The 11,851-nt window shown below is 68.2% G+C and carries 13 protein-coding genes and 1 pseudogene; 5 read left to right on the top strand and 9 right to left on the bottom strand.

The window, feature by feature from the left end:
* Positions 1-14: 14 nt before the first annotated feature.
* The 4 genes and pseudogenes from GOPIP_RS29730 to rimP form a co-directional block, all read right to left on the bottom strand.
* The gene (locus tag GOPIP_RS29730) at positions 15-146 is read right to left on the bottom strand and encodes a hypothetical protein (protein ID WP_265078092.1); all 132 of its coding nucleotides are present in this window, start codon (positions 144-146) and stop codon (positions 15-17) included.
* A 21-nt stretch (positions 147-167) separates the two neighbouring features.
* Positions 168-353 (bottom strand): annotated as a pseudogene (locus GOPIP_RS29545) (YlxR family protein); the annotation flags it as partial.
* 90 nt (positions 354-443) lie between these two features.
* Complete coding sequence (gene nusA, locus GOPIP_RS18860; RefSeq protein WP_006371363.1) at positions 444-1,478, bottom strand: transcription termination factor NusA; 1,035 nt, start codon at positions 1,476-1,478, stop codon at positions 444-446.
* Positions 1,479-1,583: 105 nt separating this feature from the next.
* Positions 1,584-2,129 (bottom strand): ribosome maturation factor RimP, encoded by a 546-nt coding sequence (gene rimP / locus GOPIP_RS18855; RefSeq protein WP_006371362.1) that lies wholly within the window; start codon positions 2,127-2,129, stop codon positions 1,584-1,586.
* Positions 2,130-2,287: 158 nt separating this feature from the next.
* Here rimP and GOPIP_RS18850 point away from each other — a divergent pair, with 158 nt between their 5' ends.
* On the top strand, positions 2,288-2,839 hold the full coding sequence (locus GOPIP_RS18850) for a hypothetical protein (protein WP_210739316.1): 552 nt from the start codon (positions 2,288-2,290) through the stop codon (positions 2,837-2,839).
* Entirely contained in the window at positions 2,836-3,267 is a 432-nt protein-coding gene (locus GOPIP_RS18845; RefSeq protein ID WP_006371360.1) for a ferritin-like domain-containing protein, read from the top strand. Before GOPIP_RS18850 ends, GOPIP_RS18845 begins: the two co-directional genes overlap by 4 nt.
* A 53-nt stretch (positions 3,268-3,320) precedes the next feature.
* On the opposite strand, the gene GOPIP_RS18840 is transcribed toward GOPIP_RS18845, so the two are convergent.
* Positions 3,321-5,051, bottom strand: a complete 1,731-nt coding sequence (locus tag GOPIP_RS18840) for a proline--tRNA ligase (RefSeq protein WP_006371359.1) — start codon at positions 5,049-5,051, stop codon at positions 3,321-3,323.
* Positions 5,052-5,134: 83 nt separating this feature from the next.
* Between GOPIP_RS18840 and yaaA the strand changes: the two genes are divergently transcribed.
* Together yaaA and GOPIP_RS18830 are read left to right on the top strand one after the other, a co-directional pair.
* Positions 5,135-5,893, top strand: coding sequence for a peroxide stress protein YaaA (gene yaaA / locus GOPIP_RS18835; protein ID WP_006371358.1), 759 nt, complete (start codon positions 5,135-5,137; stop codon positions 5,891-5,893).
* 29 nt (positions 5,894-5,922) lie between these two features.
* Positions 5,923-6,636, top strand: coding sequence for a hypothetical protein (locus GOPIP_RS18830; protein ID WP_006371357.1), 714 nt, complete (start codon positions 5,923-5,925; stop codon positions 6,634-6,636).
* Positions 6,637-6,645: 9 nt separating this feature from the next.
* On the opposite strand, the gene GOPIP_RS18825 is transcribed toward GOPIP_RS18830, so the two are convergent.
* The 4 genes from GOPIP_RS18825 to GOPIP_RS18810 form a co-directional block, all read right to left on the bottom strand.
* Positions 6,646-8,175, bottom strand: coding sequence for a DHA2 family efflux MFS transporter permease subunit (locus GOPIP_RS18825; protein ID WP_006371356.1), 1,530 nt, complete (start codon positions 8,173-8,175; stop codon positions 6,646-6,648).
* Between the two features lie 99 nt (positions 8,176-8,274).
* Entirely contained in the window at positions 8,275-9,516 is a 1,242-nt protein-coding gene (gene cobA / locus GOPIP_RS18820) for a uroporphyrinogen-III C-methyltransferase (protein WP_006371355.1), read from the bottom strand.
* A gap of 108 nt (positions 9,517-9,624) precedes the next feature.
* Positions 9,625-9,948, bottom strand: coding sequence for a hypothetical protein (locus GOPIP_RS18815; protein ID WP_006371354.1), 324 nt, complete (start codon positions 9,946-9,948; stop codon positions 9,625-9,627).
* Entirely contained in the window at positions 9,945-10,940 is a 996-nt protein-coding gene (locus GOPIP_RS18810) for an acyl-ACP desaturase (protein WP_006371353.1), read from the bottom strand. Before GOPIP_RS18810 ends, GOPIP_RS18815 begins: the two co-directional genes overlap by 4 nt.
* A gap of 141 nt (positions 10,941-11,081) precedes the next feature.
* Here GOPIP_RS18810 and GOPIP_RS18805 point away from each other — a divergent pair, with 141 nt between their 5' ends.
* Entirely contained in the window at positions 11,082-11,849 is a 768-nt protein-coding gene (locus GOPIP_RS18805; protein ID WP_006371352.1) for a response regulator, read from the top strand.
* Positions 11,850-11,851 lie beyond the last annotated feature (2 nt).

Raw genomic sequence — 11,851 nt, 5'->3', positions numbered from 1 at the left:
TCATCGTGGTGACTTCACGGTGTGCTCATGTCTTCTGCTACCTGTTCCGGCCCGGTATCGGGCCTGCTGTCGTCCGTGGTCGGTGATGGTGCAGCTGCACCGATCACTTCTGCATCGAACACTTCTACGAGGTCGTCGGGGTTCACGACGAGACGCGACGCCCTCAGCGCCGGGGCGAACGCTCGCCGCCGCACCGCGGCGGACACACAGTCCTCCCGCGGATGCAACCACGCACCCCGTCCCGGCATGGTCTTCGCGAGATCGACGACGATCGTGGGTCCGTCGGCACCCTCTCGGGCGACGACGCGGACCAGTGCGGTGATGTCGGTACGAGACCGACATCCGATGCACATCCGAATCGGACGACCCCGACGGCCATCGTCGGGTGACGAGGTCGACGGCTTTCGCTGAACCATCGCTCAGTCTAGCGCTAGTGGCCGCGACTAGGACAATCGGCTGCTGCCGGGCGTGCCCGGGCCTGCAGCACGGGCGTCGTCTGCATCGGACCGGATGTCGATCCGCCATCCGGTCAGCCGTGCGGCGAGTCGGGCATTCTGTCCTTCTTTGCCGATGGCCAGCGACAACTGGTAATCCGGCACCACGACCCGGGCCGCCTTGGCGGCGAGGTCGACGACCTCGACGGACACAACCTTCGCCGGTGACAACGCATTCCCGACGAACACCGCCGGGTCGGTGTCGAAGTCGATGATGTCGATCTTCTCCCCCGCGAGCTCACTCATCACGTTGCGGACCCGCTGACCCATCGGCCCGATGCACGCCCCCTTGGCATTGAGGCCGCTGACACCGGTGTGCACGGCGATCTTCGATCGGTGTCCGGCCTCCCGGGCCACCGCCACGATCTCCACCGATCCGTCCTCGATCTCCGGGACCTCCAGGGAGAACAGCTTGCGCACGAGATTGGGATGGGTGCGCGACAGGGTGATCTGCGGTCCGCGCTGTCCACGGCTGACGCCGACCACGTAGCACTTGATGCGGTCGCCGTGGGTGTAGGTCTCGCCGGGGACCTGCTCGGCCGACGGGATGATGCCCTCGGTGGCATTGGCCTCGTTGCCGATCTGCACCACGACCATGCCGCGGGCGTTCGCGCGGGCATCCTGCTGCACGACGCCACCGACGATCTCACCCTCGTGGGCGACGAGATCGCCGAAGCTCTTCTCGTTCTCCGCGTCACGCAGCCGTTGCAGGATCACCTGCCGGGCGGTGGTCGCCGCGATTCGCCCGAACCCCTCCGGGGTGTCGTCGTATTCGTGGACGACCTCACCGTGCTCGTCGAGTTCTTGCGCCATCACCCGGACCGCGCCGGTCTTGCGGTTCACGTCGATCCGCGCGTGCGGGGCGAACCCGTCGGTGTGGCGGTAGGCGGTCAACAGTGCCGTCTCGATCGCGGTGATCACCGTGTCGATCGGGATGCCCTTGTCGGACTCGATCATCCGCAGGGCGTTGATGTCGATGTTCATTGCTCGTGGACTCCTATTCACTTGTCGGCGTATTCACTTGTCGCATGGTCGTTCTCGATGCCCGGGCCTGCACGGGTCGGCGCATCTCACCGTCGTGCGCATCTCTCACAATTCTGCGGTACCGGGGTCGCGACGGCGCGCGATCTCCGCGTCGTCGAGTCCGCACCGGGTCAGTTCGGCGACGCTCGGACGGGAGAAGTCGACCTCGACGACGGCACGGTCGACGGCGTCGAGCCGGACGGACTCCACGGCGATCCGTCCGCGGTGATTGACGACGATCTCGACAGTCTCGTCGTCGACGGCGCCGATGCGGCCGACGATCGACGCGCCGTCGACGCCTCTGATCGCGACCTTGCGGCCACGCGCGCGCCGCCAGTGCCGCGGCAGGGTGAGCGGCCGGCCGACGCCGGGCGAGGTGACCTCGAGTGTGTACGGGGCGTCGGAGAGATCGTCATGGGTGTCGAGCGCGTCGGAGATGTCACGGGTCAACTCACCGAGCAGGTCGAGGTCGGTGCCGGCGTCGGAGTCCACGATCACCCGGATCTCGTCGGTGCCCGCGGAGGTCGAGACGATCACGTCCTCGAGGTCGAGTCCGCGATCGGTGACGAACTCACCGACGAGTTCGCGGACCCTCGTCCGGTCGATGGTCACCGTGGTCTCCCTCGTCTTCAGTTGTCCGGTTCACCCGTGGCACGCAGCCCGTGTGGCTGCGTCGGCGCCCGTCCATCGTAGAGGACGCCTCCGGGCCCGACGAAGTGCGCGCGGACGGGCGTGCCGTGATCGCCGTCCCACCGCACCCGACTGGCATCATGTGTCGGGTGAGTCTCCCGCACCCCGGTGAACCGGCCGGCCGGTCCGCCGGCGTATCCCGTCGAACTCTGCTGCGGGGCAGCGCCGTCGCCGGCATCGGGATGGTCACGGTCACCGCGGCCGCGGGGTGCGATCGCGGACCGGATCCCGCCGAGACCACCGCACAGGCACTGCTGCCTCTCGCACGCTCGGCGCTGGCCGACGCGGCCGCGGCGCGGGCCCTCGCCCCGCAGGTGACCGACTATTCGGCGGCCCTCGGCGTGATCGCCGAGCAGCGGGCCCAACACGCCCAGGCGTTACGCGAGGAGATCACCCGACTCGATCAGACCCTCACGGGCCAGATCGAACCGTCGGGTACCGCCACGTCGAGTGCCGCACCGCCCGGGACGCCCACCCAGGCGGCGAACTCGCTGGAAGGGCTGCGCTCGTCACTGAACTCCTCGGCGAAGGCGGCACGCGCCGCGGCCATCGCGCTGTCGGGGTATTCGGCCGGCCTCGCCGGGGCCGTCGGCGCCTCGACGACAACTCTCGTGGAGGTCCAACTGGCATGAGTCCCACCACCGACTCCCTGACCGACGCCGCAGACGCCGAGAACGCGGCGATCTTCACCTACGGCGTCCTCACCGCGTTCGTCTCGGCGACCCGCCGCTCGACGGTCGAGGACAATCTCACCGCACACCGCGCCGCCCGCGACGCCGTCAACGACGCCATCACCAAAGCCGGTGGTACGCCACCGGAACCGGCTGCGGGCTACACCCTGCCGCTGACCGTGAACGATCCGGTGAGTGCCGCCAAGGCGGCGCTGGCCGCCGAGGTCGACTGCACCGTCGCCTATCGCTCGGTGCTCGAGAAGGCCGATTCCGGTTCTGCCCGCACCCTCGGTGTCGACCAGCTCACCGGGTCGGCGTTACGCGCCGCCGATTGGCGAATCGCCTTGGGCGACAAGCCCACCACCGTGGCCTTCCCCGGGCAGCGCTGACCCGCGTCCGACGCGGACTCACCCACCGCACGCACGCGGGCGGGCCGGCGCTCTCAGCCGCGGACGGTGGCGGTGATGGCGTCGGCCGCGTCGGCCACGGCCACCTCGACGGACTCCCCGGAGAAGCGGTCACGTACCTCGACGACCCCGTTGGTGTACCCGCGTCCGACGACGACGACCGTCGGCATCCCCAACAATTCGGCGTCCTTGAACTTGACCCCCGGTGAGGCCTTGCGATCGTCGAGCAACACTTCGAGGCCCGCGGCGTCGAGTTCGGCGGCCAGTGCCTGTGCACCGTCGATCGCCGCCTGATCCTTGTTCGCGATGACCAGGTGCACGTCGAACGGTGTGACCGCCCGCGGCCACCGCAAGCCCTTGTCGTCATGCCATTGCTCGGCGAGCACCGCGACGAGCCGTGACACACCGACACCGTAGGACCCCATCGTCAGGCGCACGGGCTTGCCGTTCTCGCCGAGGACGTCGACCTCGAAGGCATTGGTGTACTTCTGGCCGAGCTGGAAGATGTGGCCGATCTCGATACCCTTGGCACTCACCAGCTCGCCCTTGCCGTCCGGCGACGGATCACCGTCACGCACCTCGGCGGCCTCGATGGTTCCGTCCGGCGTGAAATCTCGACCGGCCACCAAGCCCACCACGTGATGGTTCGGTTCGTCGGCTCCGGTGATCCACGACGATCCGTCGCCGATGCGCGGATCGACGAGGAAGCGAACCCCGTTGGCCGCCAATCCCTTCGGCCCGATGTACCCCTTGGTGAGGAACGGGTTGGCGGCGAAGTCGGCATCGGTGAGCAACTCGACCTCGGCGGGCTCCAGCGAGGCCTCGAGGCGCTTGAAGTCGACCTCCCGATCCCCGGGAACCCCCACACCGAGAAGCTCCCAGTCGCCCCCGGGTTCGCGGACCTTGACCATCACGTTCTTGAGGGTGTCCGCGGCGGTGAAGGCGCCCTCGAGGTTGGCGTTGGCCCACGCCACCAGGGTGTCGATGGTCGGGGTGTCGGGCGTGCGGTACACCTTTGCCGGTGGCAGCCCGTCGAACGGGATGGGTTGCGCCGCAGGCGTGATGACTGCCTCGACATTGGCGGCGTAGCCCGATTCCAGGCATCGGACGAAGGTGTCCTCACCGACCTCGCTCTCGGCGAGGAACTCCTCGGACGCGCTGCCGCCCATCGCGCCGGAGGTGGCGGCGACGATCACATAGCGCACCCCGAGACGCGCGAAGATCTTCTGATAGGCCTCACGGTGGGCGTGATAGCTGGTCTTGAGCCCGTCGTCGTCGAGGTCGAACGAGTAGGAGTCCTTCATCACGAACTCGCGGCCGCGGAGAATCCCCGCACGCGGCCGCTCCTCGTCGCGGTATTTGGTCTGGATCTGATAGAGGATGACCGGCAGATCCTTGTAGGAGGAGTACTCCCCCTTGACCAGCTGGGTGAAGAGTTCCTCGTGGGTCGGCCCGAGCAGCATGTCGGCGCCCTTGCGGTCCTTGAGGCGGAACAGCGCGTCGCCGTACTCGGTCCAGCGGCCGGTCTCCTCGTAGGGGTCACGCGGCAGCAGCGCGGGTAGCAGGATCTCCTGGGCACCGATGTTGTTCATCTCGTCGCGCACCACCTGCTCGACGGCCTTGAGCACCCGGAGTCCCAGCGGCAGCCAGCTGTAGACGCCGGGTGCTGCGCGCCGCACGTAGCCGGCGCGGACCAGCAGCTTGTGGCTGGGGACCTCGGCGTCGGCCGGGTCGTCGCGCAGCGTCCGCAGGAACAGATTCGACATGCGAGTGATCACGGGGGAAAAGTCTAGTCGGGCCCGCGACCCGGTTTCCCCGGCCCGTCCGGCACGGTCGATACAGTGTTGCGGTGCTTGTCCTCCTGCCGCCCTCCGAGACGAAATCCGATGGTGGCGACGGTCCACCGCTGAACCTCGACGCCCTGTGGTTCACCGAGCTCACCCCCATCCGCAAGCGCCTCGCGGACATTCTCGTCGAGCTGTCCGCCGACCTCGACGCGAGCCGCGACGCCCTCGGCCTGGGTAAGACCCAGCTCTCCGAGGTCGACCGCAACGCCGATCTGTGGCACTCGCCGACGCGCCCGGCCATCGAGCGCTACACCGGCGTCCTCTACGACGCACTCGATCACCGTGGGCTGACGCGCGCGGGCAAGGCCAAGGCCGCCGACCGGCTCGCGATCGGTTCGGCACTGTTCGGCGTCGTGCGCTCGACCGATCCGATCCCGGCCTACCGACTCTCCGGGGGCTCGAAGCTCCCCGGACTCCCGACGTTGGCGTCGGTGTGGAAGCCGGAGCTCTCCCGCGCCCTCGACACCGTCGACGACCTCGTCGTCGACCTACGATCGGGGATTTATCAGCAACTCGGCCCGGTGTCCGGGGCGATCACCGCGACGGTGATGACCGAGGCCGCCGATGGCAGCCGAAAAGTGGTGAGCCACTTCAACAAACACTACAAAGGCCTGATCGCCCGCGAGTTGGTGCGCACGCGTCGCACGGTGCGTGACGTCAATGCGCTCGCCGCGGTTCTCGCCGACGCGGGGCAGCGTGTGGAGATCGCGCGAGCCGACGAGATCGTGGTGATCACGGACCAGGGCCCACATTTGCGTTAACGTTTGCCGTGTTAACTATAGTGGCGGTCATGTCCGAGCCGATGTTCGTGTGCAATATCGATCCGCGCACCCGCGACATGCGCGACGAACCGTTCGCGCACGAGAACCTCGACGCCTTCGTGCAGCGGTGGCCGGGTATCGACGTCGCCGTGTCCCCCGATACCGTCACCTTCGACCCGACCCCGGGTCCGGAATGCGCAGAGACCGTCCTCGACGTGTTGACCACCGTGGGTGGGACCGCTCTCGGCGCACATCTGCCCACGGCGATCAGTTGCGATCGCGCGTGGCTGGGTGCCGATCATCCGCCCATGACCACCCTCGTCCTGGTCCGCGATGCCGACGAGATCCGCGACGCGTTGACGATGGACGCGGTGCATCCGGGCATCTACGACGGCCCGCGCTCGAGCCTGCGGATGGTGCGTCGATGGTCCGACGAGCACGTCGCGACCGCGCTGGGCGGCAATGTCTTCCTCAGGATCGACGGGGAGCACGTTCACGTCTCGGGCCGATGGTTCGAGACGACGCCACAGATCTTCACCGGAGGCGCGCTGCACGACGTCGATGGTGTGCGCACGAGGACCGCACGCCAGGGTGCGTCGCCGACCGAGTTGCGGGCCGGCCTGACCTATGCCGCCGACGGGTGGGTGATGCACCCCGAACTGTCGCGATTGCGCCTGGTCGGTCACGGGGTCGAACTGATCGTCACCGGACCGCAAAAGATCTCGGTGCGCCCGGCGCACTGACGAACACCGCTACGACTGCCTCGAACTCACGTCGTTGACGTCGAGGGTGGCGTTGGCGGCTTCCTGCGCCGCCTGCCCCTCGGCGACCTCCTCGGGGGTGAACCGCATGAACAGCACGACGACGGCCGCAATGACCGCTATCCCCGCGCAGCACGCGAATCCCAGCCCGTAGCCGTCGGCCTGAGCGGCGAGTTGGGTGGCGTTCATCGTTTCCACCGGTGCGGTGGTGCCGCCCTGCGAGAGCGCGCGCGAGGTGACCATCGCACCGACCACCACGAGCCCGACGGCACCGCCGAGATTCTGGGCGACCTGCGCGAGTGCGGTGAGCGGGCCGATCTCGGTCGGCTCGACCCCGGCGATCACCGATAGGGTCAGCGGGATGACGGCGAGGCCGACACCGAAGCCGATCACCACGACCGGAATCGCGATGCTCGGGAAGTAGCCGGGCATCTCGGTGGCGATCGACGACGCGTACAGGCAACCGGCGAGGATGATGGCGCCACCGACGAGCACCAGCCAGCGCGGCTGGACCATCAGGGCGAGTTTGGAGGCGATCGCCGCGGCCACCCCGAGGCCCACCGCGAACGGCACCACTGCCAGACCGCTCTGGATGGGCGTGTACTTGAGGATTCCCTGCAGGTACAGCGAGATGAACACCGCCATGCACATCATGATCATGCTGGCCAGCAGGATCGCACCGAGCGCCGCGACCCGACTGCGGTTGTCGAACAGTCGCAGCGGCAGAATCGGATTCGCCGCGCGGCGCTCCCAGACGATGAAGGCGACCAACGCCAGCCCACCCAGGATGAACGACCCGACCACGATGGGCCTGTCCCACCCGTTCGGGCCGTCGCTGACCGCGAGCACCAGCAAGGTGCAGCCCAGCGTGGCCATCACCGCACCGGGAACGTCGAGGGGCATCCGCTCCCCCTGCGACTCACGCAGGGCGAACAGCGCGCCCACCACCACCGCGAGTCCGATCGGCACATTGATCAGGAACACCAGGCGCCAGGAGATCTGGGTCAGTACACCGCCCAGGATGAGTCCGGCGACCGACCCCACGCCGGTCATCGCGGCGTAGATGGCAAAGGCCTGGCTCCGCGGCTTCCCGGGTGCGAAGGTCGTGGCGACCAACGCCATGGCGGTCGGTGCGGCGATGGCCGCCGAGGCCCCCTGCAGCGCGCGGCCGATGACCAGACTCTCCTCGTTCCAGGCCAACCCGCACAGCAGGGAGGTCGCGGTGAACGCGGCCACGCCCAGGATGAACATCCGTTTGCGGCCGAAGGCGTCGCCGAGGCGGCCACCGAGCAGCATCAGCCCGCCGAAGGCCAGCACGTAGCTGGTGATGACCCAGTTCGCCGACGACTCGCTCAGGGAGAGGCTGTCGCGGATGCGCGGCAGGGCAAGCGCGGCGACGGTGCCGTCGAGCACCATCAACAGCTGCATCCCCGACAGCACCAGGATCGCCAGACCGAACACCGGCCGGTACTGATCCGACGGCGCCGTGGTGGCATCGCTCGACGCCGAGAATGTCGACATACCGGTCGACGCTACCGCTGACGGGCTCGACTATGCCAATCCCCGTTGACGTATCGGTGTCTGCCGGGTGGTACAGGGACGTACCCGGTCGGCGGTATGTCAGGCGAACCCGAGCACATCATCGGCGTCGGTGAAGCCCGCGACGTCGCCGATGACGACGATCGCCGGCGGGCGTAGACCCTCACTCTGCGCGGTCTGCGCGGCGTGCGCGAGATCGGTGCGGAGCACGCGTTGGGTGGGCAGCGAACCGTTCTCGATCATCGCAACCGGGGTGTCGGCGGGACGTCCACCGGACAGCAGCGCCTGCGCGAATTTCTCCACCCGCTCCACCGCCATCATCAGCACGAGCGTGCCGCGCAGTCGTGCCAGCGCCGACCAATCGGTCAGCGAGTCGGGGTGATCGGGTGCCACATGCCCCGACACGATGACCACCTCGTGCGTCACACCGCGATGGGTGACCGGGATACCCGCGGCCGACGGCACCGAGATGGGACTCGCGATGCCCGGGACCACCGTCACCGGGACACCTGCGGCCACACACGCCTGCAATTCCTCGAAGCCGCGACCGTAGACGTAGGGATCGCCACCTTTGAACCGGACGACGAACTTGCCCTCCTTGGCCTTGGCGATGAGGACGTCGTTGATGGCTTCCTGCTTCATCGCCCGTCCGTACGGGACCTTCGCGGCGTCGATGATCTCGACCTGCGGCCCCAGTGCCGCAAGCAGTTCCGGCGGTGCGAGTCGATCGGCGACCACGACGTCGGCGGCCATCAACAACCGCAGTCCGCGGACCGTGATGAGGTCGGGGTCGCCGGGCCCGCCACCGACCAGTGCCACACCGGGCGGGTGCGGTGGCTCCTCGACCCGGAGATCACCGTCGGCCAGCGCCGTACTGATCGCCGCTCGCAGTGCCGCCGACAACTTGTGGTCGCCGCCGGCGAGAACCCCGAACTGGATGTCCCGGTGCCGCCCGGAAGCCGGGGTCACCGCGGTGCCGAACCGGGCGTCGTCGGCGCGCACGCAGAACGTGTGCCGACGCTCCGCCTCGGCGACCACTGCGGCGTTCACGTCGGGGTCATCGGTGCAGGCCATCGCATACCAGGCGCCGTCGAGGTCACCGTCGGCATAGGCGCGATGGTGCAGGGTGATGCCACCGAAGGATTCGACGGCGGGTGTCGGCTCGAGAGCCACCACGTGCACCTGCGCGCCCGCCGCCACCAGATTCGGTAGGCGTCGCTGGGCGACCGATCCCCCGCCGACCACGACGACCTTGCGGCCCATCAGGTCCAGGCCCGACAGATAGTGCGGATGGCCCGATCCGGGGTGCGCGGCGGCTGACATGAGAAGAACCGTACCGACTGCGCGGCGATCGGCAGCGCTCAGACCGCTCCGTGCGCGAGAAGTACTCGCCCGGCGCCGTCGGACTCGCCGATCACCCGGTGGGATCGGTCACAGGGGAAGTTCGCCGGTTCGACGAATGTGTGCCCACACATCGGCGGCCGGCACACCGAGTCGGTGCGCCGACGCCTCGAGCAGCGCTCCGAGCAACACCGAACTGCAGTACTCCCCCGCCGCCGGATCGGCGGCATGGGCCCGGATCTCGTTCCACCACGTCGGATTGTGGCTCGCGGCGGCCTCGGCCATCGCGATGGCCGCCTCGAAGCCGTCGGGTACGTCGGGCGCCGACGGCGCCGAGTCGCACGAGCCGCAACACTGTCCGCAGCCATCGCCGGTGTCGGCCAACAGGTTCCGCGGGTTGTCGATCACCGTCATGCGCCGGCCCTGGCCTTGCGCTCCTCGCGTTCGAGCGCTCGTTCGCGGGCGCGCTCGAACTTCTCGACCTTGACGTTCATCTCCTGGAGATAGTCGGCGAGCTTGTCGCGATACATCTGGCCGAGTGGGCCGAAGTCGTCGCGCTCAAAGATGCGCCACTTGCGCAGCACCGGCATCACCACCTCCGAAAGGTGTTGCGGGAGATCGTAGATACCGCCCTTGGCGATCAGGACGGCGTTGCGTCGGAAGTTCGGCATGGTGGCGCCGGGCATCTGGAAGTTCGACACGATGCCGTAGATCGCACACATCGCCTGATCGGGGACGAGGTCGAGCGCGCCGGCGACGATGTTGCGGTAGAAGAGCATGTGCAGGTTCTCGTCGGCGGCCACGCGCGCCAGCATGCGATCGGCGATCGGGTCACCGCAGGCCTTGCCGGTGTTGCGATGGCTCACCCGGGTCGCGAGTTCCTGGAAGCTGACGTAGCTGACCGCGAAGAGCATGTCGAAGCTGTGGTCGCGCTGACCGTCGTCCTCGGGCAGCGGATTGAATCCGTGCGTCATGTGCTGCATGCGGGTCTCTTCGAGTTCCACGGGATCCACGCCGCGCGTGACGACGAGATAGTCACGCATCACCGTTGAATGCCGCATCTCCTCGGCGGTCCAACGCCCCACCCAGAAACCCCACGCATCGTCGAGGGTGAAGTTCTCGGCGATCACCCGGTGATAGGACGGCAGGTTGTCCTCGGTGAGCAGGTTGGTGATCATCGCGGCCTTGGCCACCTCGGACAGCTTGGACTGTTCGGGGTCCCAGTCGAGGCCGCCGAGGGCGGCGAAGTTGCGACCGTCGTCCCACGGCACGTAGTCGTGCGGATGCCAGTCCTTGGTCATCTTCATATGACGCTCGACCTCTGCCTCACAGACCGGCAGCAGTTCGCGCAGCAGGTCCGACCCGGTCATCCCGGTGTCGCTCGCGGATCCGATCAGGGTTGTCACTTCGCAGCTCCTAAGTTGGCGATTTGCGTACCCGTGGGTTCCACTCTTGCGAAACCTCACCAGTCCCACGTGAGCCGAAGGTCCCGGATGAGTGGGGACCGACGTCGCGTTCTGCGGCGTCGGGTGCGGTAATTTCGAGTCATGGCCACAGACCCGCGCCCATCCCAGGCCACCCCCGCCGCACCGCCGGCCGCGCCACCGACACCGACACCGACGCCGACACCCCAGACCCCGACCGCCGCGGAGCCATCCGAGGCCGGTCCCGAACACCCCGTGCGGGTGTTCCTCGTCGACGACCACGAGCTCGTCCGGCGCGGACTGCGCGATCTCCTCGGCACCGCCGAGGACATCGAGGTGGTCGGTGAGGCGGCGACGGTCGCCGAGGCGCGGGTCGGCATCCTCGCCGCCCGACCCGACGTCGCCGTCCTCGACGTCCGGCTGCCCGACGGCAACGGGGTGGAGCTCTGTCGTGATGTGCGCGCAGTCGATCCGTCGGTGCGCTGTCTGATGCTGACGAGCTACGCCGACGACGACGCGTTGCTCGCGGCAGTGCTCGCCGGCGCATCGGGTTTCGTTCTCAAACAGATCCTCGGCCGCAACCTGGTGGCCGCGGTTCGCACCGTCGGTCGCGGCGGGTCGCTGCTCGACGACCGCAGCACCGCCGCCCTGCTGGCCAAGCTCCGGGACGGCAAGTCGCAGGCCGACCCGCTCGCGGAGTTGACCCATCAGGAACGCGAGGTCTTCAATCTGATCGGCGACGGCCTGACCAACCGGCAGATCGCGCAGAAGATGTTCCTCGCGGAGAAGACGATCAAGAACTACGTCTCGCGCATCCTGGCCAAGCTCGACATGCAGCGCCGCACCCAGGTCGCGGTGATGGCCACCAAGATCCGCGACGGCAAGGCCTGAGG

It is taken from the genome of Gordonia polyisoprenivorans NBRC 16320 = JCM 10675, assembly GCF_000241325.1.
GTDB lineage: Bacteria > Actinomycetota > Actinomycetes > Mycobacteriales > Mycobacteriaceae > Gordonia > Gordonia polyisoprenivorans.
Note: the sequence above shows the minus strand (reverse complement) of the source record. Positions and strands in the feature narration are given on the sequence as shown.